The following is a 26,932-nucleotide window of genomic DNA, read 5'->3' as shown; positions in this document are numbered from 1 at the left end:
GCGACCAGGCGCGCCGCGCGCTGCCCGCGGTCCCGTGCTCATGAGCACGTTGACGTCGGCGCTCGTCGCGGCCGGGGTGGCGGCCCCGGCCGCGACCGCGACCTTCTCGCCCGGCGCGACCCCCGCGTCGGCGTTCGGCTCCCTCGTCGGCGACGACCAGAGCGCCGCGCCCCTGATCTCCGCCGACGGGCGCTACGTCGTCTTCCAGACCGCGGCGTCCGTGCTCATGGGCCCCGGGTCCACGGGCGACGTGCGGCCCTCCGCCGGCCTCGTCCGCAAGGACCTCGTCACCGGCGCGGTCGACCTCGTCGCCCCGCCGCGCGAGATCCGCCGGGCAGACGGCACGACCTCGAACGCCGGCACGACGTCGGGTCTCGCCGGGATCAGCGCCGACGGGCGCTACGTCCTCTTCGGCAGCCCCGCGCGGCTGGCCGCGGGCGACGCCGCCCCGTCGACCCCCGACGTCTACGTCCGCGACATGGACCGCCCGATGGCGGGCGGGGGCGCCTTCGCGCTCGTCTCCGCCCGCGACGGCTCGGACCTCGGCGCCCAGTACGCCGCCGACGACCAGGGCAGCGTCCCCGGCGCCGCGGGCTACGCCCTGAGCGCCGACGGCCGTCGTGCGGTCTTCGTCACGACCGTGGTGTCGGACCTCCCCGACCGCCTGGCGATCACGACGCCGCAGCGCCAGGTGTGGGTCCGCGACCTCGACGCGCGGACGACCCGACTGGTCAGCCGCCGCGCCGACGACGCGTCGCAGGCCGGCGTCCCCGCGCCCGCGCCGACCGCCATCGGCGCGACCGTGCCGACCGCGGCGATCAGCGGCGACGGCAGGAAGGTCGTCTGGACCGCCGGGGACGGCCAGCTCCAGACGCCGACGCTGCCCGGCGAGGCGCCGTTCGGCCCCCAGCCGACGCTCCTCTGGCGCGACCTCTCCGCCGCCCCGCAGGCGCCGAGCCGCCGGGTCGCCGGGGCGATCGACCTCGACGATCCCGCCTGCGCGCCGGGCACCCCGGCACCGGGGCCCGACGACGGCGGATCGTGCGCCGGGCCGTTCCGGACGAGCGAGGGCGTCGACTTCAACGGCGACGTCAGCTCGCTCGCGTTCGAGGGCCTCAGCGCCGACGGCTCCTCGGTGCTGTTCGCGTCGTCCGCGACCCGGCGTCCGTTCGACCCGCTCGCCTATCGCCCGTCGACCAGCTACGTGGCGGACATGCGGTCCGGCCTGGCCCGCAAGCAGGGCGTCCAGGTCGCCTGGTCCTACCCGGCGGTGAAGAACCGCGGCGCCATGCTCGGAGGCCGGCTCGCCGCTGACGGCCGCCACGCGACGTTCACGTCGACGGACAACCGGTTCGACGGGCTCCAGCCGATCGGGACGTTCCCGACGGGCAACCTCCTGACCTTCAACGTCTACGTCGCCGACCTCGCGGCACGCACCGTGGAGCGCGTGACGTCCGGCGACGACGGCGGCGACTACGTGACCGCGTCGCAGCCCTCCACGCCGACCGGGATCGCCGTGCCGTCGGCCGACGCGTCGAGCGTCGCGTTCCCGGCGCCCGACGGGAACCTCTTCGTCGGCGACGCCAACGGGGTCGACGACGTCCTCGTCGCCCGCACCCTGGTCTCGAGCGCGGGCCGCGGGGACCGCGTGCTCCCGCTCGCGGCGCCGCCGGTCCCCGTCGATCCCACGCCGATCACCCCGCTGAAGCCCCGCTTCTTCACCACCGTCGGCCGCGTCACCGTCTCGCGCCGCACCGGCACCGCGACCGTCAGCGTGAAGGTGCCCGCGAAGGGCACCCTGACCGCGTCGGCCCGCGGGACCCAGAAGCGGAAGGTCGGGCGGAAGGTCCGCTCGACCAGCGTGACCGTCGGCTCCGCCCGCCGGACCCCCGCCCGCGCCGGGACCGTGCGCGTCACCGTGAAGGTGGGGGCCAAGGCCCGCACCGCGCTCCGCCGCCGGCCCTACCTCCTGGACGTCCGCATGACCCTCCGCTTCCGTCCGACGGGCGCCGCCGCGACGACCGCGACCCGCGCCTACCGCCTGAAGCGCTCGTACGTGGCCCGCACCGCGGCGAAGGGACGGACCCGATGAGGCGCACGCTCGTCTCCGTCCTGGCGACCGCCGCCGTCCTCTGCGGTGCCGGGGCGTCCTCCGCGTCGGCGGCGAGCTGGACGAACGTGCCGCTGCCGCCCCCGCCCGGCGGCGCGTTCTCGGTCCCCGCCGGGTTCGTCGGCGACATCGCCTTCTGGGCCCCGAACCGCGGGCTGATGACGGTCGGCGGCAACAACAGCGTCAAGCCCGGCCTGTACAGCTGGGACGGCGAGTCGTGGCACCAGCTGTCGACCGTCTGCGGCGGCGGCCCGAACGCGAAGATCGCGTGGGCCGGTCCCGACGAGTTCTGGACCATCACCGGCCCGAGCGTCGGCACGCTCCCCAACGGCCTCGGCGTCTGCCACTACAGGGGCGGCGCGGTCGTCGGCTCGTACAGCTTCTACAACGTCCCCGACTTCGTCCCCCAGGTCAACGCCGCGACGTGCCGGACGGCGAGCGACTGCTGGTTCGGCGGCGTCGGGGCGACGAGCGTCGGCGGCAACCGCGTCGGGGCGTTCCACCTGCACTGGGACGGCACGACCCTGAGCTCCGTCTACAACGGGCAGGGCCGTGGCGTCTCGGACCTCATCACCCACCGCGGCCAGGTGCTCGAGAGCACGTACGTCGGGACCGGCCCGGGCGCCCAGGGCACCCGCCCCTTCCTGAACGCGCCCGAGCCCGTGCCGGCGCTGCTGCACCGGATCGACGGCCTGTCGTTCACGAACGCCCCGTTCACGCCGGCTCCGATGGACGGCGTGCCCACCGACGGCACGGACCTGCGGTCGCTCGACACGGACGGCACCACCGCGTGGGCCGTCGGCGGCGGGGCGAACTCCGGCCCGTCGGCCGCCGACGGATTCGTCCCGCGCACGCCGATCGCGGTCCGCAAGGACGGCGACGGCGCCTGGCAGGAGCTCCCGCTGCAGGGCGACCTGCCGACCGCGAAGTGGTTCGGCTCCGTCGCCGCGCTCCCCGAGACGCGCGCCGCGTGGGCGACCCTCGCCGACACCGAGGTCGCCGGCGCGACGCCGTCGGGCGAGACCTCGGCGCCGTCCGTCGCGTTCGTCGGCGCCGACGGCCAGGTCTCGACCGAGCGCCTCGACGACCGCGAGGGCGGCGCCGCGCGCGGGGCCGCGACGGCGATCGCGTGCCCGACGTCCGACGACTGCTGGGTCGCCACCGCCCGCGGCTACCTCTACCGCCGCACGAGCGGCGCGACGTACGCCCGCGACACCGATCCCGCGTTCCAGGGCACGATCACGATCCGACCGAACGAGGCCGCGTCGCAGGTCATCCCGGACGAGCCCCCCGCCGACGACTCGCGCCTGCTCGCCCCGCCCGTCGTGCTCGCGCCGCCCGTCGCCCCGGTCCCGCCCGAGTGCGACGCCCCGCCTGCGCTCGTCTCGCGCGTCAAGGCCGGTCGCAAGGCGCTGACGGCGCGCCAGAAGCGGCAGCAGAACGCGAAGATCACGCTCGTCATCCGCTTCAAGCTGGCCCGCCGGGCCAAGGTCGGCGTGATCGCCAAGCGCGGCAGGAAGACGGTGGGGCGGGCGAAGGCGAAGACCTTCCGGCCCGGCACCCGCAGCCTGGAGGTCGCGGTGCGCCGCAAGTCGTTCCCGAAGAAGATCTCGTTCACGCTCAAGGAGCTGACGACCCCGGCGTGCGTGACCGGCGGCGGGGACGACGACAGCGTCGTCAGCACCCGCGCCGACCACGGCTCCACGGTCGGCGTCCCGGGCGGGGCGTCCCGGTGAGCGCCGTGCTCCGCCGGCGCCGCCGCACGGCGGCGTCGCTCGTCGTGCTGCTCGCGGTCGCAGCCCCCGTGGCGCTGCTCGCGAAGCCGGACGCCCAGGCCCAGACCGCCGCCGGCCCCGTCGGCGTCGAGGCCCAGATAGGCCCTGCGAGCGGTGCCACCCTGCTCGGCCCCGCGACCGCGACGGGGACGCCGGGGGAGGCCTGGGGCTTCACCGACCAGCAGCGCACGAACGTCCAGCCCAAGACGGTCGACGGCCAGGAGCTGGCGACCACCAAGGTCTACCTCGTGCGCTACCGCCCGGCCGAGGGCTGGCGGTACGTGCAGGCGCCCGAGGACGAGCAGGGCGCCCCCTACGCCGGCATCTTCGACGCGGGACGCGTGACCGCCCGCGGCGGGCTCCTGCTGACGGGCGACGACGACACGCGCCCCGACGGCCGCAAGCGCGTGGTGCTCGTGCGGGACGCCACCGGTCCGACCCGCGTGGTCCCCGCACCCGGACCGGCGGTCGTGCTGCCGGCCGCCGGCGCCGACCCGGCCGAGGAGCTCTCGCCCGGCGTGATCGCCGCGCGGGCGACCGACGACGGCCGCACCGAGGGCTTCGTCGCCGTCGGCGGCCGCGCGCTCCAGACCGGCGTCGCACGCTGGGACGGCACCGCCTGGTCGCGCGACCCGATCTGCGTGGCGACCGACGGCACGACCGCCCCGGACGGTTGCTCGGACGCGGACACCCTCCGCGGGTCGCAGGCCGGCCTGACCGCGGTGGCGCTCGGGACCGCCGAGGGCGGCGGCGCGTGGCTGCTGGCCCGGGCGGACGACGCCGCGGGCCAGGGCCTCGTCCTGTTCCGCCGCTCCGGGGACGGCACGGCCGCCCGGTGGCGCCTGCGCCCGCTCGGCAACGACCGCTTCTCGTCCGCCGAGAACCCGGCGCGCGGGATCACCGCGGTCCGCCCGCTCGCCGGCGGCCACGCGCTGACGGCGACCCCCGGCGGCGTGTGGGTCGACGGCACGTTCCGCGAGGGCGGGGCGGTGCGGAGCGTGACGCTCCACGTCACCGAGCAGGGGACCACCAGCTACTGCGACGGCGGCTCGTGCGACCGGCCGCTCGGCTTCGACCTGCGCGACGACGCGACGAGCCAGGCGTTCGACGGCCCGGGCGACGGGACGCGCGTGATCGGCCCGGTCGGCCGCGACACCTCCCGGTACGGGACCTTCGACGGCACGACCTGGTCGGCGCCCGCCGCGTTCAAGTCGATCACCGACGGGATCGCGTTCTCGAGCCTCACCGAGGGCTGGCTCGGCGACGTCCACGTCACCCGCGACCGCCCCGCGTCGCCGCTGGCCGCGTGGTCGATCCCCGTCCGCCACCCCCTGACGTCGGTGACGAGCGCCCCGGGCGCCCGCGGCGACCTCGCGACGCCCGCCCTCGCCGTCGGCATGGGCGGCAGCATCCTCCGCTACACGCCCGGGCAGGGCTGGGACGGCGAGGTGAAGCTGAACCCCAGCGGCGTGGCCCGCAACGACATGCGCGGCGTCGCGTGGCCGACCGCCGACACGGCCTTCGCCGTCGGCGACGAGGGCACGATGTGGCGCTGGCGCCGCGTCACGGGGCTGTGGGAGACCGATCCCGCCACCCCGTACGACTTCACCGGGCACCTGACCGGCATCGCGTTCGACCCCGCGGACCCGGAGCGCGGCTTCGCGGTCGGCCGGGACGGCGTCCTCCTGCGCTACGGCAAGAGCTGGGAGCCGATGAGCCTGCCCGCCGAGGCCGCCACGAGCGGCCCGGGCGGCGGGCGCGCGGACCTCTACGGCGTCGCGTTCGCCGGCAGCCAGGCCCTCGCGGCGGCGGGCACCGCCGGCGTCCTCACCGAGAGCGGCGACGGCTGGAAGACCGATCCCGGGGTCACGGCGCTCCTCGCCCGCCTGAAGGGCGCCGGCGCGGTCTACGCCGTCGCCGGGCTGCCGGACGGCGGCGCGGTCGCCGTCGGGACCACGGGCGACAACAAGGGCCTGGTGCTCGAGCGCGACAGCGCCGGCGGGGCGTGGCGCTTCAGCGACCAGCCGCTGACCGGCACCGCGGTCGCGGCGTCGGCCTTCCGCGACGGCGACCGGGTCCGCGCCGTCGTCTCGGTCTCCACGCGCGTCTGGCCGACCGTCGACGACCTCCAGGTCCCGCCCTCCGATCCGGCGTCGCCCGCGCCGCGCCGCCAGCCGTTCTCGCTGCCGGTCGACGGGTACCTCCTGCGCGAGACCCCGGCCGGCTGGCGCGACGAGGAGCGCACGCAGCTCGACGCGCCGACGACGGAGCGGTCCCGCAAGTCCGACCCGAACCTCGCGCTCCTGACCGACCCGGCCGGCCGCGGGTGGGCGATCGGCGGCTGGACCGGCGGGGTCGACCTGCTCGGCCGCGGCGACGACCCGGCGCCCGACGCCGCGGAGACGGCCTCCGTCTCGCGCTACGACCCGGCCGGACCGCAGACGTCGAGCAACGTGACCGTGCAGGCGCCGGCGATGGACGCCGGCCGCGCGCGGCTGCTCGTCGGCGGGCACGCCCAGTGCGCGGCGGTCTGCGCGGACCTCGCGCCGATCGACACCATGCCCGACCGGACGCTCGCCCGCGCGGTGCAGACCGCCGGGACGCTCGGTGCGATCCCGACCGGACCGCGCGCGTTCGTCTACACCGGCGGGCGCGTCGCCCGGACCACCGCGACCGCCTCGGCGGCCGAGGAGCAGCGCTACGCGACGCTCCTGGCCGGCGGGTCGCTCCCCGTGTTCGCCGCGACCTCCCCGGGCGACGCGTCCGGCGGTTCGACCGCGACGTTCGGTGGCGCGTTCTCCGGCTTCCAGGCCCCGCTCGGGACCGGCGGCGCCGCCACGGGCACGACGCCCGTCGCGATCGGCAACGCCGCCGCGGCCGGACGGGCCCGCACCCACTACGCGGTCGACGTGACCACGCCCGAGGGCGTCGTCCGGCTCGTCGTGATCGACAACTCCGCCGGATCGCTGCTCCAGAGCGATCCCGCCGGCAACCCGGCCGAGGACCAGTCCTCGTGGCTCGACGCGGTGCTCGCCGACGCGAAGGCCAAGGGCGTCGCCGTCGTCGTCTCCGGCAGCCGCAGCCTGAACCCGCGGGACACCGGCGCCGCGACCGACGGCACGAAGGTGGCCGTCCAGCTGCGCGACGGCGGGGCCTCCGCCTACGTCTACGACGGGGCCGGCGTCCAGCGCCGCGGCACGATCCCGTTCGCCTCCGACGACACGATCCCGACGTTCGCGAGCGGCTCGCTCGGCTACCGCGCGCAGGACGACGTCGAGGGCCGGGGTGTCCCGGGGCTGCTCCTCCTGGAGCTCGACCTCACCAAGCGCGACGCGACGTCGAACCGCGCGCCCGCCGCGGTGCGCCTGATCCCCGTGATCGACGACCTCGCGATCGACGCGGTCGACGGCCGCCTGCTGAACCGCAGCCAGCCCGCGCTGTTCCAGGGCCTCGGGCGCCGCCCGCGGTCCGGCGGCAACTGGGTCCAGGGCGGCTCGACCGGCGGCGGCGAGGGCAACGGCGCGGACCCGTACGTGACGCTGCCGAGCCCGCTCTGCGTCGGCCAGCAGCGCGCGGACTGCGCCACCTCCCGCATCGACCCCGAGGCGACGTTCCACTCGAGCGACCCGGACATCGCGGACTTCGTGCGCGTCGACCCGGCGTCGAGCAACCCGCGCAAGCCGTTCGTCGACCCCGCGACCGACAAGCCGGTCCCGGACCCGACCTCGGGCCTGATGTGCCCGTTCAACGCCGGCACGACGACGATCTCGATCGAGTCCGGCGGCCTGCGGTACCAGACCACCGTCACGGTCCGCGCGGGCAGCGCGCTGCGTCCGTGCGGCACGGTGGCGCTCGCCGCGTCGCGGTTCCCGGCCGCCGCGCCGCCGTCGACGGCGCCCGCGACGCCCCCGGGGCCGTCGTCGCCCCCGGCGACCTCGAACCCGACGGTCGACGTGCCGATCCCGCAGGTCCTGTCGCCCGCGCCCCCGGCGCCGGTGACGCCCGCGGTCTCGACGCCGGCCGTCCCGCCGGCCCCGGCCGCGAAGCCCTCCGTCGCGCTCCCGCCCGCGCCGCTCTTCGTCCAGCCGACCCTCGCCCCGCCGCTCGCGCTCCCGCCGCCCCCGGCCGCCGGGTCGCCGGCGCCGCCCCCGGGCACCAGCGGCGCGAGCATCAACGTCCCGGTCTCCCAGCCGGTCACGCAGGCGGAGCGCCAGAAGGACGAGGAGGTCGCGGAGGAGTCCTCCAAGGCCTACATGCAGTACGACGCGGTCGCGTCGGACCGGCACTCGGCCGGACCCGGACAGGGCGCGGCGGTCGTCGCGCTCGTCCTGATCGCCGCCGTGGGTGGCGGCACGGCGCTCGGCACCCGCCGGCGCCGCAACCACCCGTACGACTACGCCCGGGCCACGTCCCGGGACGACCGGAGGACCCGATGATGAGGATCGTCAAGCCGTCGCCCACGGTGCTGGCCGCCGCCGCCCTGGTGGTGTCGACCCTGGCCCTGCTCTTCACCATGAGCGGCATCGGCTCGGCGAAGGACGCACCGGTGCGTCGCCCGTCGACGCCGAGCACGAAGCCGCAGCCGTACGGGATCCTCCGCCTCGGTGCGAACCGGAAGTTCCCGGCGAAGGCGATCCCGACCGTCGGCAAGGCGAAGACCGCCTCGAAGCTCGGCGACCTCGCGGCCAAGGACGTCACGACGACCTGCCCGAACGACACGATCGACCTCGGGACCTGGTGCATCCTCAGCGGCGCGCAGCCGGTCGACACCGAGGACGTCGGGAAGAACGACTACTTCTACGCGACCCAGAAGTGCGTCGAGCTCGGCGGCTGGCTGCCGTCGGCCGAGGAGCTGATCGGCGCGGCCGACCAGGTCAAGCTCGCCAGCACGCTCGACGACAACTCGACGACGGCGTCGACGGACATCCTCCCCGACGACGGCCTGGGCGACCGCCGCGAGATGAGCTCCACGCTCGTCACCACGACCGCCGGCAGCAGCGCCGCCGGCAGCGAGGGCTCGACGGCGGGCGCCACCGGCGACCCGGGAGCGGGGGAGAGCGACCCGATCCCGCTGCCCGCCGACCCGGCCCCCGACTCCCTCCAGTACGTGACGGTCTTCGACAACCACGACAAGGGCGGGTTCGCGGGCAGCAAGCCGGTCTCCAGCCCCGAGCGGTTCCGGTGCGCGTTCGCGAAGAAGCAGGGCCAGAACGCCCGCGAGGACTGACCATGCGCCCCAGGATCCCCACGCTCGCCCTGCTCGCGGTCCTCGCGATCCCGCCGTCCGCGGCGTTCGCCGACGGCGAGACCCCGGCGACGACCGACGCCGCCCCGGCCACGACGGCCGCGCCGGCGACGCCGAGCGACCCCGTGCCCGCCGCCCCGGTCGGCCCGCCCGCGTCGACGACGACGGTCCCCGCGCCGATCCCGACGACGACCACGCCCGTGCCGATCCCGGAGCGCAGCCCGAAGGGGCCGTCGTCCGCGCCGTCGGTGACCGGCAGCACCCCGCACGGCAAGAAGCGCCGCGGCAAGGACGCGCCGAAGCGGAAGAAGGCGAAGCGGGCGAAGAAGCGCGCCACCTCCGGGGGCCGGTCCGCCGACGACGTGCGCGACGACGCGAAGGACGCGAAGGACGCGAAGGACGCGGCCGACGCGAAGAAGACCGCCGCGGAGCTCCTCGACGCCCCGGCGACGAAGCTCTCGGCGCTGTCCGTCGCCCGCTTCCGGATCCCGCCGTTCCTGCTGCCGATCTACCAGGCCGCCGGCGTCCAGTACGGGATCCGCTGGGAGGTTCTGGCCGCGATCAACGAGATCGAGACCGACTACGGTCGCAACCTCAGCGTGTCGACCGCCGGTGCGCAGGGCTGGATGCAGTTCATGCCCGCCACGTGGAAGACCTACGGGGTCGACGCCAACGGCGACCGCAAGGCGGACCCGTACAACCCCGTCGACGCGATCTTCGCCGCGGCCCGGTACCTGAAGGCCGCCGGAGGCGACAAGGACGTCGAGCGCGCGGTCTTCGCGTACAACCACGCCGGCTGGTACGTCGACGACGTGATGGCGCGGGCGAAGGCGATCGCCGGGCTGCCGACCGACGTCGTCGCGTCGCTGACCGGCCTGACGCTCGCGCAGCTCCCGGTCCACGTGGCCGGCAGCGGGACGGGCGTCACGAAGAGCGGCAAGCACCGCGACGGCCTCGTGCTGCGGGAGAACGGCCCCGACCGCTGGGCGCGGATCGCGTCCCCGGAGGGCTCCGACGTCGTCGCGATCCAGGACGCGACCGTCACCCGCATCGGCAACGGCCCGAAGCTCGGCCGCTTCATCGAGCTCCGGGACGCCTACGGCAACCGCTACAAGTACGCCCACCTCGGGTCGCTGGCCGAGCAGCACCTGATCGCGCGCCCCGCGAAGAAGGGCGCCGCGACGACCACCGACGAGGACGGGCCGGCCGCGACCGGCGCCGCGGCGAAGGGCGACGCGCAGGCCCCCGGCACCACGGGCGCGGACCCGACGCCGAAGGCGCCGGCGACCGCCGGCTCCCGGCCCCGGCTGCGTGCGACCCACGCGCGCCGCACGAGCGGCCGGACCGCGACGACGCGTGCGTCCGCCGCGGGACAGGACGGCCCGACCGCCGCACCCGTCGCCGCCGGGGGATCCGTCGCGGCCGTCGGCCCGGCCCGCCCGCGGACGGTCGCCGACGCCGGTGGCCCCGCGAGCGGCCGCGACGGCGTCGGCCGCGGCGACGACGCCGGCCTCCGGGGGACCGCGGGCGCCGTGTCCGCGCCCGGTCCGGCGACCGTCGCCGCGCCGCCCGCCACGACGACCGTCCCGGTCCCGCCGGCGACGACCGCGACGGCGCCGCCCGCGGATCCCGCGCCCCCGGTCGCCCTCACGCCGCCGCCCGCGGACCCGGCCCCGCGGGACCCGGCGACGGCGACCCCCGCCGTCAACCCCGAGACGGGCCTGCCCACCACGCCGATGCCCGCCACCGGCACGCCGGCGACCGTCGCCGCGGTCCCGGGCGACGGCACCGCGCCGTCCGACGGCTCGGCGACCGGCGGCGAGGCCGGACCGCTCACCGCCGGACCCACCGCGCCGTTCCAGGCCCCGGCCGTCCCGGTGTTCGTGCCGGGCGCCTCCGGCGTCGGCGCGGTGCTGCCGCAGCTGCCCGGCACCGGCGATCCGGTCATGACGCCCGGCCTCGCCACGATCGGGACGCGGACGGTGGTCGGGCCGTACGCCACCGCCCAGCTGCTGCGGGGACGCACGGAGACGACCCCGGAGCCCGCCCCGGCCGCCGTGCCGAAGCGGACGGCCCCGACCGTCGCGGCCGCTCCCGGCTCCGCGAAGGACGACCACGTCGACGACGTCGATCGCTGGATGGTCCGTGCCGGGTCGCTGCGCCGGAAGGACGTCCGCCTGCGGCCGCTCGTCCGCGGCAGCCGCGTGCTCGCCGGCTCGATCCTCGGGAAGACGTCGTCGACGTCGCTGCGCCTGGCGATCCGCCCGGCCGGCGACGGCACGCCGCGCATCGACCCGAAGCCGATCATCGCCGGCTGGCGGCTCCTGGACGACGCGTCGGTCTTCGGGCACGACGACCGCAGCGAGCTCGTCGCCGACCGCGGCGACCGTCCGGACGTCGGGCGCCTGCTGCTCATGAGCAAGGCGCAGCTCCAGGCCCGGGTCCTCGCCGACCCGCGCCTGACGATCTACGACGGCGGCCGCGAGGACGTGCGGACCGGTGCGATCGATCGGCGCGTGCTGGCGATGCTCGAGTACCTCACCGCCAACGGCCTGCACCTCACGGTGTCCTGCCTGAAGACGGGTCACAGCCTGATGACCGCGTCGGGCAACGTCTCGGCGCACTCGTACGGGTCGGCCGTCGACATCTCGGCCGTGAACGGCATCCCGATCATGGGGCACCAGGGCGCCGGCTCGATCACCGCGTCGACCGTCCGGAAGCTCCTGCAGCTCCAGGGCACGATGAAGCCGAACCAGATCATCACCCTGATGACGTTCCCCGGCGCCGACAACACGTTGGCGATGGCCGACCACGACGACCACATCCACGTCGGCTACCCGCGCGAGGCCACCGACGGCGACGCGAAGCTCGGCAAGCAGGTCAACGCCGTGCTGAAGCCCGGCCAGTGGAGCCTCCTGACGAACCGGCTCGCCCAGATCGACAACCCGTCGGTCCGGCGGACAGTGTCGGACGCGGCGACGTCGGCGAAGGACCAGCAGGAGCGCTGAGGGGGGGAGAGACCGCCCGGGCCCCGGCCCGTGCGTCCCGGGTCGGCCCGCCGGACGGGCGGTCCGTCAGCCGCCGGCGGCGGGGAGCTCGAGCGCCGGGACGTCGTCCGCGCCGGAGGTCCCGGGCGGGTCGACGCCGAGCGTCGAGGCCGCCAGGCGCGTGAGCGAGCGCAGGTCCGTCGCGACGTCGAGCGACGAGCCGGCCTTCGCGTCGGCGCGGAGGACGACCGTCGGGGCGGGCGGCAGCGCCGCCGCGGGATCGACCGGGGCGGCCGGGGCCGCGGGCGTGGTGGGGCAGGGGTCGGCAGCGCCGACCGTCGTGACGATCACGACGCCGCTCTCCTGGTACTCGGTGCTCTCCGTGATCGCCGTGACCGTGTCGGAGACCTGGTCGGGCAGCGCGACGACGGTGCGTTCGGGCGGCGCGCAGCCGCCGAGCGTCGCGTAGGAGAACGACGGGAGGGAGTCGCCGGACGAGACGTCGTTGCCGAGCGTCTCGAGGCTCGCGGTGCCCTTCGCGCAGAGGTCGTCCGTCCGCAGCGCGGTGATGCGCCCGAACGGGGTGCGGGCCGCGAGGGCCGCGGCGGCCGCGTCGCCGGCGGGCGGGTCGGCGCACGCGCCGGGCAGGGCGTCGGCGCCGCCGGGCTGGACGTCCACGTAGCTCCGCCAGGTCTGGTCGGCCGCGGTCAGCTCCTCGGGGAGCGACGCGGTCGGCGCCGCCGACGGATCGACGGTGGTGGTCGTGCCCGCGGCGGGCGTCGTCGTGGTGGTCCCGGGAGCCGCGGCGGCGCCGGCGGGCAGGTTCCCCGTGACGAGGGTCGTGGCGTTCCCGATGGTGTCGGCGGAGACGGGCCGGACGCCGGTGAGCCGCACGCCCTGCTCTGCGACGCGATCGACGGCCTCCTGGGCGCGGGGCCCCTCGATCGCGAGCAGCCAGACGTGGGGCGGGATCGCCGGCTCGTCCGGGGTCGTCGTGTCGTCCCCGGTGTCGCCGCCGGTGTCGGCGGACGTGTCGGTCCCCGTGTCCGTCGCCGCCGGGGCGGCGGTCACCTCGGCCGGCGCTGCGTCCGCCGTCAAGCTCGTGTCGTCCGACGCGCTCGTGTCGGACGACGAGGGGACGGGCGCCGACGCCGACGGTTTCGCGGCCGTCGTCGTGGGTGCCGGTGCCGGCGCGGCCGCGGCCGTCGGCCGCGTCACGACCGCGGCCCGCGCGCCCTCGCCGCCGCCGGCGACGAGGGACCCGGCCAGCCCGGCGACCGCGATCGCGGCGACGGCGGCGGCCATCGGGGCGGCACGGCCCGCCGGGGCCGCCGCGGGAACCGGCGCCGGGGCCGGGACGCCCTGGTCCCGCAGCACCGCGAGCGGGTCGAGCCGCCGAGCGCCGAGGAGCTCGCCGCACCCGAGGCAGTACCGCTGCGCGGTCGTGGTCGGGACGCCGCAGGACCGGCAGGGTCCCGCGGGCTCGTCGGGGGCGACGTCGTCGCGTGGGCGCTCGTCGGCCATCGAGACAGGACGATCCCAACGCGTGAACGTCGAGTTGTGAACGACCTGGGACCGGTTCGCGCCCGTTCGTTGATTGGTGTCGTCAACCATGCGTTCACGACGCCCGGCCTGGACGGGTGTTGTGTTTACGTCGATTCCACCGGATGTTCACAGTCCGGTCCTGCGCAGGTCCCATGATCCCCGTCTGTGCGCCCCGCCTCCGCGGCGGTGGGCGCCTTCCCTCACCGTCGCTACGACCTCGACTCCCAGGAGACCTCAGCACCATGCGCATGCCCGTCCACGTCACCCGCCTGACGACCGCCACGGCCCTCGCGGCCGCGTTCGCGGTCCCCGCCGTCGCCGCCGCCCCGGCGTCCGCCGCCAAGAAGACCACCATCACGATGAGCGGCTCGACGTCGATGTACCCGCTCGTCACCGCGCTGACGAAGAAGTACAGCTCGCTGAACTCGAAGGTCTCCTTCCGCGTCGCCCAGGGCGGCTCCGACAAGGGGATCACCGACGCCTCCAAGGGTCGCGTCACGATCGGCAACTCCTCGCGCGACCCGCGCTCCGACGACCCGAAGGGCAGCAACTTCTACCGCGTCGCCAAGGACGCCGTCTGCCTGATCACGAACCCGGCGAACAAGCTCGCCAACGGCCTGACGCAGAAGCAGGTCCAGGACATCTTCTCCGGCAAGATCCGCTCCTGGTCGGACATCCCCGGCGCGCAGCAGACCGGCACGATCAGCCTCCAGGCCCGCAACGAGGCCTCGGGTACGCTCGACGCCTTCGAGAACCTCTTCATGGGCGGCGCCTCGCTGTCGTCGACGGCCGCCCGCCTGGGCTCCAACGGCCTGATCCAGGCCGCGGTCAAGCGCGACCCGGCCGCCATCGGCTTCGTCTCCATCGAGTTCACCGAGGGCGTCAGCGCCGCCAGCTACCAGGGCGTCACCTGCACGACCGCGAACGCGAAGTCCGGCGCGTACAAGGGCACCCGCTCCTTCTGGATGGTCACGAAGGGCGCCCCGAAGGGCGAGACCGCGCGCTTCGTCAACTGGGTCCGCACGAGCTCCGCGGCCCGGAAGATCGTCGTCGCCCAGAAGGCCGTCCCGCTCAAGTAGTCCCGCGGACGCCCGAGACCAGGACCAGCGACAGGAACCACCCGCGTGCTGCGCAGCCTCTTCCGGCCGCTCACCGACCGTCGCGCCGAGCGGATGCTCGGCGCGACGGCGGTGAGCGTCGTCCTGGTCATCGTCGCGATGATCGTCTTCATCGCGATAGAGGCCTGGCCGTCGTTCCAGCACAACGGGCTCAGCTGGTTCGGGTCCGGGAAGGACGTCGACGCCGAGCTCGGCGCCATGGTCAACGCCGGCGCCGACCCCTCGGGGGACGCCTACCAGCTCCGCGCGTGGCCGCTGCTCTACGCGACCGCGCTCACGACCGTCCTCGCGGTCGGCCTCGGCGTCTTCATCGCGGTCCTCGCCTCCATCTTCATCGTCGAGCTCGCCCCGCCGCGGGTCCGCTCGATCGTCGTCCCCGTCGTGCGGCTGCTCGCCGCGGTGCCCTCGGTCGTCTACGGCCTGATCGGCATCCTCGTCCTCGTCCCGTTCGTCAACGACCACCTCATCAACGAGGGGCAGCGCGAGTCGGTCTCGTACGTGATCACGCTCAACGGGCCCGGGCTCCTCGTCTCCGTCGTCCTGCTGACGCTGATGATCACGCCGATCATGATCTCGATCGTCGTCGACGCCCTGACCGCCGTGCCGCGGGGCTGGCGCGAGGGGGCGCTGGCCCTGGGCGTCACCCGCTGGCGCGCCGTCATGTCCGTGTCGGTCCGCGCGATCCGGCCGGCGATCGTCGCCGCCGCCGTGCTCGCGAGCGCCCGTGCGCTGGGCGAGGCGATCATGCTCTCGATGGTCTCCGGGTCGAAGGGGTTCTCCCCGCAGCCCTGGGACGGCCTGATCTTCCTCTTCGAGCCCCTGCGCCCGCTCGCCGCGACGATCGCCGAGCAGTCCGAGGGCATCGCCGCCCCGGCGCTGAAGTCGAGCATCTACGCGATGGCGCTCGTCCTGCTCGTCTCGTCGCTCTTCCTGTCGATCGGCGGATCGCTGATCAAGCGGCGCCTGCGGCTGGGGACGGCACGATGAGCGTGCCGGTCGGCCCCGGGGGGCGGCGTTCACGCCGCGACCGCCTGCTCGGCGAGCTGCGGCTCTGGCGCCCGCTCGACCTGATCGGCGTCGGCGCCGCCTGGCTCGTCGGCATCCTGCTGGTGCTCGTCGCCGCGTCGCTCCTGATCTACATGGGCTACCGCGGCCTGCAGTACGTGAACCTGGACCTCCTGTTCAGCCGTCCGCAGCCGGGATCGGACCAGTCGCAGACCGGCGGCATCCTCGACCCGATCGTCGGGACGCTGATGATCATCGTGATCGCCACGGCGATCGCCCTGCCGCTCGCGGTCGGCGCCGCGCTCTGGATCGTCGAGTACGGCAAGCCGCGCTGGCTCGCGCGCGTCGTCGAGTCCGGCATCGAGGTCATCGCCGGTGCCCCGTCGATCGCGATCGCCATCTTCGGCCTGGCGATCTTCCAGCTGCCGATGTTCTCGTGGGCGTCGTTCTCGGCCGCCGACGGCGGCGGGGTCTTCGGGCGCAGCTTCATCGCCGCCGGCACGGTGATGTCGCTGATCGCCGTTCCGTCGATCTTCGCCACCACCCGCGAGGCGCTGCAGTCCGTGCCGCGCCACGTGCGCGAGGCGAGCTACGGCCTGGGCAAGACGCGGTGGGCCACGATCCGGCGCGTCCTGCTGCCGACCGTGCGCCCCGACATCGCCACCGGCACCGCCCTGGGCATGGGCCGGATCGCCGGCGACACCGCGATCATCGTGCTGCTCCTCGGAGCCACCCTCCAGCTCCAGGCCGGCACGGACATCCCGGGCATCGGCACGCTGCAGGGCACCGGCTCCACCCTGACGAGCTACGTCTACAACAACTCCCCGACCGGCGAGGGCAACGCCCCGGAGAAGGCGTACGCCGCCGCGTTCGTCCTGATGCTCCTGATCATCGCCCTGAACGTCCTCGTCGCCTTCATCGGCCGACGCCGCGCCGGCAACGACCTCCCGAGATGAGCAGTCCCATGGCCGAATTCCCGCCCCCGGTCCGCCGGATCAGCTCCGAGCAGGCCCCGAACGTCGTCGATCCCGCGACGCGCCAGGAGATCCCGGAGCCGATCGCGCGCGCGCTCGCGCCCTCCTACGGGCCGGAGCGCCTACGGATCGACGAGGTCTCCATCCACTACGCCGGTTCGGCGCGGCCGGCCGTCAACCGGGTCACGCTGCCCGTCCGCCAAGGCGAGGTCCTCGCGCTGATCGGCCCGTCGGGCTGCGGCAAGACGACGCTCCTGCGGTCGCTGAACCGGCTCGTCGAGCTGACTCCCGGTGCCACCCGCGACGGGCGGATCCTGCTCGACGGCGACGACATCGACCAGCTCGAGATCACCCGGCTGCGCCGCCGCGTGTCGATGATCTTCCAGCAGCCCAACCCGTTCCCGATGTCGATCTTCGACAACGTCGCCTATGCGATCCGCGAGCAGGCGATGCGCCGCCCCGGCAAGGCGGTTCTGCAGCCCCGGGTCGAGAAGGCCCTGCGTCGCGCCGGCCTCTGGGACGAGGTGGCCGACGACCTGGGCCGGCCCGCGCTCCGGCTCTCCGGCGGTCAGCAGCAGCGGCTCTGCATCGCCCGTGCGCTCGCCGTCGAGCCCGACGTCCTCCTGATGGACGAGCCGTGCTCCGCCCTGGACCCGATCTCGACCGGCGTCGTCGAGGAGCTGATCCACGAGCTGCGGCAGAACCTGGCGATCGTCATCGTCACGCACAACCTCGCGCAGGCCCGCCGCGTGGGCGACCACGTCGCGTTCATGTACCTCGGCGACCTCGTCGAGTACGCGCCGACGGAGGAGCTCTTCACGAACCCCCGGGCCGACCGCACGCGCGACTACGTGCAGGGGGCGTTCGGATGAGCGCCTCCCGGCGCTCCGGCGTCGGGCCCGCGGCGGTCGGCCTCGCGGTCTGCGGGCTGGCGCTCGCCGGCTGCTCGACGACCCAGGACAAGAGCGCCGCGCTGCAGCGCAGGGCGAAGGCCGTCGACGCGCCGGGGAAGGTCGCGCTCGGCCGTCCCGACCCCGCCGTCCGGGTCGTGGGGCGCAAGGAGGTCCGCACGAAGGCCGGGACCGCCGTCGTCGTGGAGCTGCAGAACACGGGTCCGCGGGCGCTCCTGCGGGTGCCCGTCGCGCTCCGGCTGCAGGCCGGCGGCAAGCAGACGTACTCCAACGACGGCGAGGGCGGCGACGAGCTCCTGCTCCGCGTCCCCGTCCTGCCGCCGCGCGGCCGCGTCACCTGGGTCAACTCGAACGTCCCGGCGACGACCACGGACGCGAAGCTCGAGGTCATCGTCGGCGCCCCCACCCGGCGCTCCCGCCGTCCGGCCGCGGCGCTGCGCGTCAGCGCCGTGAAGCGCAGCACCGAGGACTCCGGCGAGGACGGCGTCGCCGTCACCGGCGTCGTCCACAACGACCTCCGCCGGGAGCAGACCGAGGTCCCGGTCTACGTGACCACCCGGGACGGCGACGAGCTCGTCGCCGCGGCGGCCACCCGCATCGACACGATCGCCCCGCGGTCGTCCGCCACCTTCGAAGCCGTGTTGGTCGGCGACGGCCGCCGCGGCCGCCTCGCCGCCGAGGCCCTGCCCACCAAGCTGCAGAAGACCACGAGGTCCTCCCGATGAGCACCAGTCCGTTCCTCCCCGCCGACGATCCGCGCGCCGGGTCCTGTGGCTCCTGCGGCGCACCGATGGCCGCCGACCAGCGCTACTGCCTGTCGTGCGGCGCCCGGCGTCAGCACGCGCGGCTCCCGTTCCAGGACGCCCTGGTGCCGACTGCGCCGGCCGCCGCCCCGCCGGTGGGCGCCGTGCCGCCCGCCCTGTGGGCGGCACCCCAGAGCAGCGGCCCCGCGACCGGGACCCTCCTCGCGGCGCTGGCCTGCGTGCTCCTGGCCTTCGGCGTCGGCGTGCTCGTCGGCGACGGCGGCGGCGACGGGTCGCAGCAGCCGATCGTCGTCGGCGGCGCTCCCGCCGCGGCGGCCGTGACGCCGACGACGACCGCGGACACCGCGGCGTCGGCCGACGACACGACGTCGACCGAGGACACGAAGGCCTCGGCGGACTCGGGCTCCGACAAGGTCGAGAAGATCGACAAGAGCAAGCTCGACGCGACCCAGAAGAAGGAGGCCGCGGAGATCGAGAAGACCCCGGCCACCGCGCCGAAGGCCGTCGCGATCCCGAAGTCGACGGAGGACGCGCTGAAGAGCAAGGACCCGGACAAGGCGCGCGACGCGTCCCGCGCCCTGCCCGACGCCGTGGTCGTCGGGGGCAACTGAGATGGCCACCCGTCCGCGCCTGCCCTGGAGCCGCCCGGCCGAGGCGCCCCCGATCCCGGGCATGACCCCGCAGCGCGCCGCACTGGAGGACGAGCGCCGCCGGCTCGCCGAGCAGGTCGCCGAGAGCACCTGGGACCTCGGCGGCCTCGTCTACGAGATGGCCGTCCGCGACCACTTCCGCGTCGACGTCCTCGCGCAGCGCGCCGCGGTGCTGCAGCGGCTGGACGCGCGGCTCAGCGAGGTCGAGCGCCTCGCGGAGGACCACGCCGGCATCGCCGGCAGCTGCCGCTTCTGCGGCGCGCCCCACGGGCGCTCCGCCGAGTACTGCTGGAGCTGCGGCGAGCGGATCATCGTCCGCCAGGTGCTGGGCACGATCGAGGGCACCGTCCGCGAGGAGTCGACGCGGGAGCACGCCCCCGCCGCGGAGCCGGCTCCGGCGGCGCCGGAGACCGCGGGCCCGCGGACCGTCCCGATCGATCCGGACGGCGAGTTCGAGGTGCCCAGGGAGGGCCGGGACGGCCGCTGAGCGGCGCCCGCGGAGCCGTCCGAGCGCCGCCGCGCCATCACCGTGAAAGGGTCGTGAAGGCCCGCTGCGCGGGGGCCCCGAAGGGTAGGGCGGACGGTCATGGGTTCCGACGTCCTCCTCCTCGTCGTGGTCGTCGTCGCGGCGGTCGCGTTCGACTTCACCAACGGCTTCCACGACACCGCCAACGCGATGGCGACCTCGATCGCCACGCGGGCGCTCAGCCCCCGGAAGGCGGTGATGCTCTCGGCGGTCCTGAACCTCGTCGGCGCGTTCCTCTCGGTGAAGGTCGCCGCGACGATCGCCTCGGGCATCGTCGACAACACCGTCATCAAGGGCGACGGGGGGATGGCGCTGATCTTCGCCGCGCTCGCCGGCGCGATGCTCTGGAACCTCGTCACCTGGGCGCTGTCGCTGCCGTCGAGCTCGAGCCACGCGCTGATCGGCGGGATCGTCGGTGCCGTCCTGATCGCGAACGGCACCGGGGCGATCAAGGGCGACGGCCTGGTCGAGAAGGTCCTGCTCCCCGCCGTCCTCGCCCCGGTGATCTGCGGGTTCGTCGCGGCGCTCGGCACGTTCGTGGCCTACCGCCTGCGTCCCGGCGGGCCGACGGACCAGAGTCGCCGGGCCTACCGCTACGGGCAGCTCGCGTCGGCGTCGCTCGTCTCGCTCGCCCACGGCACGAACGACGCGCAGAAGACGATGGGCGTGATCACGCTCGCGCTGGTCGCCCACGGGACGCTCGAGAACGCCGACACGATCCCGGTCTGGGTGAAGCTCGTCGCGGCGCTCGCCATCGCGTCGGGCACGGCGATCGGCGGGTGGCGGATCATCCGCACGCTCGGGACGCGGCTGACCGAGATCGAGTCGCCGCAGGGCTTCGTCGCGGAGTCGTCGTCCACGAGCGTCATCCTCGGCTCGACGTACTTCGGCTACCCGCTCTCGACGACCCACGTGGTCTCCGGCGGCGTCCTCGGCGTGGGCCTCGGCAAGAAGCTGTCGGAGGTCCGCTGGAGCCTCTTCGGGACGATGGTCCTCGCCTGGCTGTTCACGATCCCGGCGGCCGGCCTCGTCGCGGCGATGATCTGGCAGGCCGCCGACGCCATCGGCTCCGGCTCGACGGGGTCCGTGATCATGGCGATCGTCTCCGGCGCCGCCGCGGCCTCGCTGTTCATCACGGTGCAGCGCAAGGCGGTCGAGCCGGACGACACGGTCGGGTCCGGGGACGAGGCGACGGAGCGGGAGCCGCGACGACCCGCGGCCCCGACCCCGGCCGGGAGCGCGGCATGATCGCCCCGCTCGCCCAGGTCGTGGACCTCGACGCGCTCTGGAAGATCGTCCTGATCGCGCTCGGGGGCGGGGTGGGGGTGACCGCGATCTTCGGGTTCGGCGTCCTGCGCGGCGAGGCGCTCGAGCAGGCGCGCACCGAGGGGCGGTCCACGGCGGTGCTCGTCAACGGGGCGCTCGTCGCCCTCTGCGGCGCGGTCTGCCTGGCCGCGATCGTGTTCGGCGTCATCGCGATGACGCACAAGTAGGGCCGCCGCTCAGCCGGTCCGGCGCAGCAGGTACGTGTCGAACATCCAACCCTTCCGCGCCTTCGCCTCGGCGCGGAGGGCCCGGATCTCCTCCGCGACCTCACCGAGGGGACCGCTGCGCAGGAGCTCGTCCTCCGTGCCGAGGTACGCGCCCCAGTAGATCTCGAGGCCGTCGGCGGGGATCGACGCGAACGTGGCGTGCGCGTCGAGCATCACGACGACGTCGTCGACGTCCTCGGGCATCCCGTCCGCGAGCAGGCGCGCGGGGGTGATCTGCACCGCGCGGCCGACGCGGTTCAGCGGGATCCGGTGGCGTGCGGTCAGCACGTGCACGGCGCTCACGCCGGGCAGCACCTCGACCTCGACGGGGACGGCGGTGCGGGTCACCACGGTCTGCGCGATCGCGAGCGTCGACTCGTACAGCGACGGGTCGCCCCAGACGAGGAACGCGCCCGTCTCGTCGGCCCCGAGGTGCTCGTCGAGGGCCGCGGTCCACAGGTCGGCGCGCTCCCGGCGCCACTGGCGCACGGCGCTCCCGTGGTCGCCGTCGAGCTCGCGTTCCCGTGGCGGGTCGGGGAGCTCGACCGTGCGGTACGCGCCCGCCGCGCGGTGTCGGTCGACGACCGTGCGGCGCAGCGCCAGCGGCTCGTCGACGCCGGGCTTGGTGACGACGAACAGGACGTCGAAGTCGTTCAGCGCCCGGACCGCCTGGACCGTGACGTGGTCGGGATCGCCGACGCCGATGCCGATGATGAGGAGCCGGGGCACGACGCCGCATCGTAGTGCCGCGACGCGCTCGACCCCGGGACGGTCAGCTCCCCTCGCGCCGGCGGCGGCGGAGCTCCTCGAGGTCCTCGCCGAAGATCAGGTTCTCCGGCGGCGGCTGGGCGTGGACGTTGCGCAGGCTGCCCGGCGGCGGGGCCCCCAGCAGCGAGGTCCGCAGGCGGTCGCGCTCGGCGGCCTGGGCGATGCCCTCCTTGCGCTCCAGGTCGCCGCTGATCCAGAGGCGGTGGATGACGCCCATCAGCGGGATCAGGACGATCGCGATGCCGTACATCCCGACCGGCGTGAACGCGTACCCGAGCGGGCTGAACGTCTCCGTCATGACCTTCGTCCAGAAGTACGTGCCGATCACGAACACGGCGAGGGAGGCGACGGCGAGCGCCACGGCGGCGGCCCGGGCGGCGAGCTCCGCGGGTCCGATGTGGGACGTGTGCTGGGGCGTGGGTGGGAGGGTGCGAGCGGTCATGGCGCCGGGCCCGGGGCGGACGAGTGAGGACGGTGACGGGACCCACCACCCAACGTAGCATCCGAGGGCGCCACGATGGTCCCGATGCGGCCACCGTACGCAGGGCGCCCGGACCGCGCCCCGGTACCGTCCCGCGGATGGTCCCCGACGGTGCCGCCGCCGACGCGAACGCGTCCAGGAACGCGCGCCGCGAGCGGGGGCGACGACCGCGCTGGGCGTCGTGCCGCGACGCGCTCTGGTCGCTCACCGACCCGCACCTGGCCCCGGGGGCCCGTGTCGCGGTCGTGGGCGCGGGCAACGGCGACGACCTGCCCCTGGGGCGGATCGCGCACCGGGCGTCCGTCGTGACGCTCCTGGACATCGACGACGCGGCGGCGGCCGAGGCCGTGCGGCGCGTGAGGCGCGGCCTGCGCCGGCGGATCCGCGTGGTGCAGCACGACGTCACGCGCGGTGCGGTCGACCGGGTCGTGCACGCGGCGTCCCACGAGGGGGCGGTCGGTGCGCCCGCGGCGCGGGGCGCGGCGGTGGGCCCCCGGTCCGGGCCGGCGACGACCGGCGACGGCGGGACACGGCTCCCCGGCGGCCCCTACGACCTGGTGATCGGCGACCTGCTCTACAGCCAGCTCCTCTACCCGGCGCTGCTGGACGCCGGTGTGCCGGCCGACCGGCGCCGGGCGACGATCGCCCGGGAGGGCGGGCCGCTGACCGCGGGCGTCGTGGCCGTCCTGCACGCGTCCGCCCCGGTCGTCGTCCACGTCCACGACCCGGCGTGCTGGGGCAACGGCTACGCGCAGCCGGTCGAGCTCCGGGACGTGCTCGACGCCGCCGACGACGACCCCGGCGAGGCGCTGCGGCTGGCCGCCCGCGCCAAGGGCCCCCGGGAGGCCGACCCGCGCCCCGCGCTCGCCGAGGCCGGCGTGCCGGTCCTCTCGACGGCCCTCTGGCACTGGCCGTTCGTCGACGGGGTCGACTACCTCGTCGTCGGCACCGTCGCCGGCGCGCCGCGGTCGGCGGGCGCCTGAGCCCGGGCGGTCGCCGGTCCCCCGCGTCCGCCGGACGCCGAGGGTCGCGTCGCGGCGCTCAGGCGGCCGGCGCGACGGCCCACGGCTCGACCCCGGGGACCCCGATCGCGCGCAGGACGCGCAGGAGCTCGCGGTCGGCGGAGGCGTCGGCCCCGAGCCACTCCAGCGCGTCGAGGCCGAGCCGCTCGCGGGCGGCGAGCAGCAGCGCCTCGAACTCCGGGCCGGGCCCCGGGTGGAACTGCGGGGGGCAGCCGGCCTGGATCGCGTCGTCCGTGTCGAACCCGGCCCGGAGCGCGGCGGCGACGTCGGACGACTCCGCGGCCGCCGACTCGACGTCGGCCCGCAGCGCCTCGAGCAGCGGCGCGGGCGCGAGCAGCCGCGTGGGCCGGACGGCCGCCACGGTCGCGGCCAGGTCGTCCGGCCCGGGAGCGCACGTGACCTCGAGGCCGAACGCGATCGCCGCGTCGACGTCGACGGTCCGCACCCCGGCGGTCGTGGCGGGCAGCGACGTGACGATCCGGCCGCCGAGCGCGGGGGAGGACTCGTCCTCGACGCGGACGAGGGCGGCCAGGAGCTCGCCGTGGGTGCGGCGGACGGGCGCTCCGTCCTCGACGAGCACCGCGGCGACGTCGTCCCCGGTGAGGGCGGCGGTCGCCGCCGCGAGGTCGATGCCGTCCCCGGCGCCCGACTCGAGCGCGTCGAGCGTGGCGGTGGAGCCCTCGCCGCCGTCGACGGAGACGACGTGCGTCAGCGCCGTCGCCCCGGAGATCCCGGCGATCGCCCCGGCGTGGGTCACGGCGACCCGGGCCCCCGCGGCGTCCACGAGTGCGGCGGCGTCGTCCGCCGGCGACGCGCCGAGCTGCAGCGCGGCGGCCCCGAGGTGCTGGACCGCGAGGTCGACGAGGTGGAGCTCCGGCGAGCCGGCGAGCGCGACGGCGACGACGTCGCCACGACCGACCCCGATCGTCTCGAGGCCCCCGGCGAGGCGCGCGACGCGACCGGCGGCGTCCTCCCAGGTGATCGCGGCGCCCTCCGGGCCGGCGGACCGGAGCCAGACGTCGGCCGGACGCTCGGCCACCGTGCGGGCGAACGCGTCGGGGAGGGTCGTCGCCTCGAGGGCGGCGGGGCGGGGGCGGGTGGTGGTCTCGGTCCAGGACATGGGGACGCTCCGGGGTGGTGGAGGTGGCTCAGGCGCCGTCGAGCTCGAAGTATCGCGAGATCGCCTCGGAGCGGTTCGCCGCGCCGATCTTGCGCAGGACGCGCTTGACGTGCGACTTGACCGTGCCGGTCGTGATCACGAGCCGCTCGGCGATGACGCCGTTGGACGCGCCGGCGAGGATCAGCTCGAGGACCTCGCGCTCGCGCGGCGTGAGCAGCGCGTCGATGGCCGCGTTGCTCCCGCGGGGCGCGGGCACTGCGTCGGCGTCGGGTTCGTGACCCGGGACCGCGAAGCTGAAGTCCGCGGCGCCGAGCTCCTCGGCCGCCTCGGTCTCCGCCTGCAGCGCGGCGATCAGGGTGCGCCGCTGCGTGTCGAGCCGCTCCTGCAGCGCGGTGCGCTCGTAGATCTGGCCGAAGGCCCGGCCGAACGCGGCGAGGAGCTCCCGGTCGACCTCGTCCGCCGGTCGGTCCGTCGGGTGGTGGTCGCCGTGGAGGAGGCCCAGGACCCCGGTCGACACGGGCACGGGGACGACCACGTGGGACGACCCGAACACCTGCCGCATCGGGGTGTCCGCGTCTGCGGGGACGACCACGCCGTCGCCGGTGCGGAGGACCTCGCGCTCGATCCCCGCCATGTCCTGCGACATCGCCAGGAGCTCGGGGGGCGGTTGGGCGCCGGGCTCGTGCTCCGCGTGGATGCGGCACACGCTCCAGTCGGTCTCGGCCACCGTCGACAGCGCCACGCGCGAGAGCCCGGTGCACGTCGCGGCCTCGCCGCAGACGCGGTCCAGCAGCCCGGTCGTCGAGCTGACGTTCCGCAGGCGGGTGACGCTCTGCTGCAGGGCCTCCGCGGGGCGGCCGCGCCCGGTCATCCGCAGGGCGCGGATGCTGCGGCGGGCGTCGTGGAGCTCGACCAGGACGGCGGCGAGCTCCGACCGGCGCCGCGCCGGTGCGCCCGTGAGCAGCCCGGTCACGAGCTCCGCGCCGCGGTCGAGCGTGGTCGAGGCCCGCTCGAGGTCGTCGGCCCCGATGCCCGCGGCGCCCGGGTCGATGCCCATCGCGTGCAGGCGCCGGACGATGGTGTCGGCGTGCCGGGCGACGTCGCCCGTCCGGCGCGCGCGGGGGGACCGGGAGCCGCCCAGGACCTCCGGGCTCATGCGACCTGGTTGGAGCGGCGCGTGAGGTGCGCGTAGCGGGCCACCGCCGCCGACCGGGTCGGCGCCCGCAGCTTCCGCAGGATGTTCTTGACGTGGGACTTGACGGTGCCCTCGGCGATCACCAGCTGCTCCGCGATGCGCGTGTTGGTGGCGCCCTCGGTCATCAGCCCGAGGACCTCGCGCTCGCGGCTGGTGAGGAGGTCCTGGACGCGCTGGGCGGTCGGCCCGCCGGCGTCCTGGCGCGTCGGCCCGTCGGCGACCTCGGCCGCCGAGCGCAGGGCGTCGTCGAGGCGGACGGCGTCCTCCTGCAGCCGGATCAGGGACGACTCGGCGTCGGCGAACGCGGCGCGGGACCGCAGCCGCTGGGCCGCCAGGCGGTCCCGGAGCAGGGTCTGCTCGTGGAGCAGCCCGAAGCAGGACGCGAACGCGGCGAGCCGGTCGCGGTCGTGGTCGGTGACCCGCGTGTCGCCGTCGTGGCGGTCGGCGTGGACGAAGCCGATCGCGCGGCCGCGCGACATGATCGGGGCGACGACGTAGGCCGCCGACTGGCCGGCCTCGACGATCGGCTTGAACGTGCGCTCGTCGCCGGCCGTGTCGTCGACGATCCCCGCGACCCGGCGCCGGACGAGCTCGGCCTCGAGCAGCGTGTGCGCGAGCGGGATCCGGGCGCTCGAGATGTACTCCTGGAAACTGTCGGCGTGCTCCTCGTGGCCCGGCGTGATGTGCAGGTGGCGCGGCACCCAGATCGAGCCGACGACGGCGGAGATCATCCCGCGGCCGACGTCGCAGCTCTCGCACAGCACGATGGGCGCCCGGCGGACGGCCTCGTCCGTGCTCAGGCCGGACAGCGCGTCGACCGCCCGCTGGATGCGGGCGAGCTCCGTCAGGCGCTCGCGCACCGCGCGCTCCTCGCGGATCCGCTGGACCTCGTCCACGGACCGGAGGAGGTCGCACGCCTCGACCACGGTGTCCCGCGACCACGTCGCGGCGTCGCGGCTGAGCCGGTCCTCGAGTTGCTCGCGGGCCACGGCGAGGGCGAGGTCGGGGGCGCCGTCGGCGGTGGGCTGGGCGCCGAGGAGGGCCCGCACGCGGCCGTCGAGCGCCGCGACGTGGGCGGCGGTTCCGATGTCCGGGGACGACGACTGGACTCGTGTGCGTGCGCTCACAGCACCAACCATACCTGGCCGCGCTCTCGGAGTGTGAACGATGGTTCACGGCGTATGCCACCTCCGGCCCGCCCGTC

Annotated in this window: 21 protein-coding genes; 15 read left to right on the top strand and 6 right to left on the bottom strand. The window is 75.6% G+C overall.

Annotated features, from left to right (window positions below; all coding sequences use genetic code 11):
* Window positions 1–40 precede the first annotated feature (40 nt).
* The 5 genes from PATMI_RS0123835 to PATMI_RS35420 are packed head-to-tail and all read left to right on the top strand — an operon-like array spanning window position 41 to window position 12,138.
* A complete protein-coding gene (locus PATMI_RS0123835) occupies window positions 41–2,092 on the top strand; it encodes a hypothetical protein (RefSeq protein WP_026912714.1) in 2,052 nt (683 codons plus the stop codon).
* Window positions 2,089–3,846: a hypothetical protein gene (locus tag PATMI_RS0123830; protein ID WP_026912713.1), complete on the top strand. Its 1,758-nt coding sequence runs from the start codon at window positions 2,089–2,091 to the stop codon at window positions 3,844–3,846. The genes PATMI_RS0123835 and PATMI_RS0123830 overlap by 4 nt, the downstream gene beginning before the upstream one ends.
* Window positions 3,843–8,321, top strand: coding sequence for a hypothetical protein (locus PATMI_RS0123825; RefSeq protein WP_026912712.1), 4,479 nt, complete (start codon window positions 3,843–3,845; stop codon window positions 8,319–8,321). The genes PATMI_RS0123830 and PATMI_RS0123825 overlap by 4 nt, the downstream gene beginning before the upstream one ends.
* Window positions 8,321–9,112: a hypothetical protein gene (locus tag PATMI_RS0123820; RefSeq protein WP_036726342.1), complete on the top strand. Its 792-nt coding sequence runs from the start codon at window positions 8,321–8,323 to the stop codon at window positions 9,110–9,112. The genes PATMI_RS0123825 and PATMI_RS0123820 overlap by 1 nt, the downstream gene beginning before the upstream one ends.
* A 2-nt stretch (window positions 9,113–9,114) precedes the next feature.
* Entirely contained in the window at window positions 9,115–12,138 is a 3,024-nt protein-coding gene (locus tag PATMI_RS35420; protein WP_051472225.1) for a lytic murein transglycosylase, read from the top strand.
* Between the two features lie 66 nt (window positions 12,139–12,204).
* Here the strand turns inward: PATMI_RS35420 and PATMI_RS0123810 are convergent, their stop codons facing one another.
* Complete coding sequence (locus PATMI_RS0123810; protein ID WP_026912710.1) at window positions 12,205–13,641, bottom strand: hypothetical protein; 1,437 nt, start codon at window positions 13,639–13,641, stop codon at window positions 12,205–12,207.
* A 269-nt stretch (window positions 13,642–13,910) separates the two neighbouring features.
* Here PATMI_RS0123810 and PATMI_RS0123805 point away from each other — a divergent pair, with 269 nt between their 5' ends.
* The 9 genes from PATMI_RS0123805 to PATMI_RS0123765 all read left to right on the top strand — a co-directional run bounded on the left by PATMI_RS0123805 (window position 13,911) and on the right by PATMI_RS0123765 (window position 21,103).
* Complete coding sequence (locus tag PATMI_RS0123805; RefSeq protein WP_157260949.1) at window positions 13,911–14,741, top strand: phosphate ABC transporter substrate-binding protein; 831 nt, start codon at window positions 13,911–13,913, stop codon at window positions 14,739–14,741.
* A gap of 45 nt (window positions 14,742–14,786) precedes the next feature.
* On the top strand, window positions 14,787–15,767 hold the full coding sequence (pstC, locus tag PATMI_RS0123800; RefSeq protein WP_026912708.1) for a phosphate ABC transporter permease subunit PstC: 981 nt from the start codon (window positions 14,787–14,789) through the stop codon (window positions 15,765–15,767).
* A complete protein-coding gene (locus PATMI_RS32915) occupies window positions 15,764–16,741 on the top strand; it encodes a PstA family ABC transporter permease (protein ID WP_051472224.1) in 978 nt (325 codons plus the stop codon). The genes pstC and PATMI_RS32915 overlap by 4 nt, the downstream gene beginning before the upstream one ends.
* The gene (locus PATMI_RS0123790; protein WP_245604262.1) at window positions 16,738–17,631 is read left to right on the top strand and encodes a phosphate ABC transporter ATP-binding protein; all 894 of its coding nucleotides are present in this window, start codon (window positions 16,738–16,740) and stop codon (window positions 17,629–17,631) included. Before PATMI_RS32915 ends, PATMI_RS0123790 begins: the two co-directional genes overlap by 4 nt.
* Entirely contained in the window at window positions 17,628–18,395 is a 768-nt protein-coding gene (locus tag PATMI_RS0123785; protein ID WP_026912706.1) for a hypothetical protein, read from the top strand. Before PATMI_RS0123790 ends, PATMI_RS0123785 begins: the two co-directional genes overlap by 4 nt.
* Window positions 18,392–19,045, top strand: coding sequence for a hypothetical protein (locus tag PATMI_RS0123780; protein ID WP_026912705.1), 654 nt, complete (start codon window positions 18,392–18,394; stop codon window positions 19,043–19,045). The genes PATMI_RS0123785 and PATMI_RS0123780 overlap by 4 nt, the downstream gene beginning before the upstream one ends.
* Window positions 19,046–19,106: 61 nt before the next feature.
* Window positions 19,107–19,571 carry a hypothetical protein gene (locus PATMI_RS0123775; protein ID WP_169738412.1) on the top strand — a complete coding sequence of 155 codons (465 nt, stop codon included), beginning with the start codon at window positions 19,107–19,109 and terminating at the stop codon, window positions 19,569–19,571.
* Window positions 19,572–19,670: 99 nt separating this feature from the next.
* Window positions 19,671–20,858: an inorganic phosphate transporter gene (locus tag PATMI_RS0123770; protein WP_026912703.1), complete on the top strand. Its 1,188-nt coding sequence runs from the start codon at window positions 19,671–19,673 to the stop codon at window positions 20,856–20,858.
* Complete coding sequence (locus tag PATMI_RS0123765) at window positions 20,855–21,103, top strand: hypothetical protein (RefSeq protein ID WP_026912702.1); 249 nt, start codon at window positions 20,855–20,857, stop codon at window positions 21,101–21,103. Before PATMI_RS0123770 ends, PATMI_RS0123765 begins: the two co-directional genes overlap by 4 nt.
* 9 nt (window positions 21,104–21,112) lie before the next feature.
* On the opposite strand, the gene cobF is transcribed toward PATMI_RS0123765, so the two are convergent.
* Both cobF and PATMI_RS0123755 read right to left on the bottom strand, forming a co-directional pair.
* Window positions 21,113–21,871, bottom strand: a complete 759-nt coding sequence (gene cobF / locus PATMI_RS0123760) for a precorrin-6A synthase (deacetylating) (protein WP_026912701.1) — start codon at window positions 21,869–21,871, stop codon at window positions 21,113–21,115.
* A gap of 43 nt (window positions 21,872–21,914) precedes the next feature.
* A complete protein-coding gene (locus tag PATMI_RS0123755; RefSeq protein ID WP_026912700.1) occupies window positions 21,915–22,352 on the bottom strand; it encodes a hypothetical protein in 438 nt (145 codons plus the stop codon).
* A 137-nt stretch (window positions 22,353–22,489) separates the two neighbouring features.
* Here PATMI_RS0123755 and PATMI_RS0123750 point away from each other — a divergent pair, with 137 nt between their 5' ends.
* Window positions 22,490–23,374, top strand: coding sequence for a hypothetical protein (locus PATMI_RS0123750; protein WP_026912699.1), 885 nt, complete (start codon window positions 22,490–22,492; stop codon window positions 23,372–23,374).
* Window positions 23,375–23,432: 58 nt separating this feature from the next.
* On the opposite strand, the gene PATMI_RS0123745 is transcribed toward PATMI_RS0123750, so the two are convergent.
* Genes PATMI_RS0123745 through PATMI_RS38435 form a run of 3 tightly spaced genes read right to left on the bottom strand, consistent with a single transcriptional unit; the run spans window position 23,433 to window position 26,855 of the window.
* The gene (locus PATMI_RS0123745) at window positions 23,433–24,533 is read right to left on the bottom strand and encodes an AMP-binding protein (protein WP_026912698.1); all 1,101 of its coding nucleotides are present in this window, start codon (window positions 24,531–24,533) and stop codon (window positions 23,433–23,435) included.
* Between the two features lie 28 nt (window positions 24,534–24,561).
* Window positions 24,562–25,689, bottom strand: a complete 1,128-nt coding sequence (locus tag PATMI_RS35415) for a helix-turn-helix transcriptional regulator (RefSeq protein ID WP_051472223.1) — start codon at window positions 25,687–25,689, stop codon at window positions 24,562–24,564.
* Window positions 25,686–26,855 (bottom strand): helix-turn-helix transcriptional regulator, encoded by a 1,170-nt coding sequence (locus PATMI_RS38435; RefSeq protein WP_051472222.1) that lies wholly within the window; start codon window positions 26,853–26,855, stop codon window positions 25,686–25,688. The genes PATMI_RS35415 and PATMI_RS38435 overlap by 4 nt, the downstream gene beginning before the upstream one ends.
* Between the last annotated feature and the right edge of the window lie 77 nt (window positions 26,856–26,932).

Origin of the sequence: Patulibacter minatonensis DSM 18081, from assembly GCF_000519325.1 — a bacterium.
Classification (GTDB): Bacteria; Actinomycetota; Thermoleophilia; order Solirubrobacterales; family Solirubrobacteraceae; genus Patulibacter; species Patulibacter minatonensis.
Note: the sequence above shows the minus strand (reverse complement) of the source record. Positions and strands in the feature narration are given on the sequence as shown.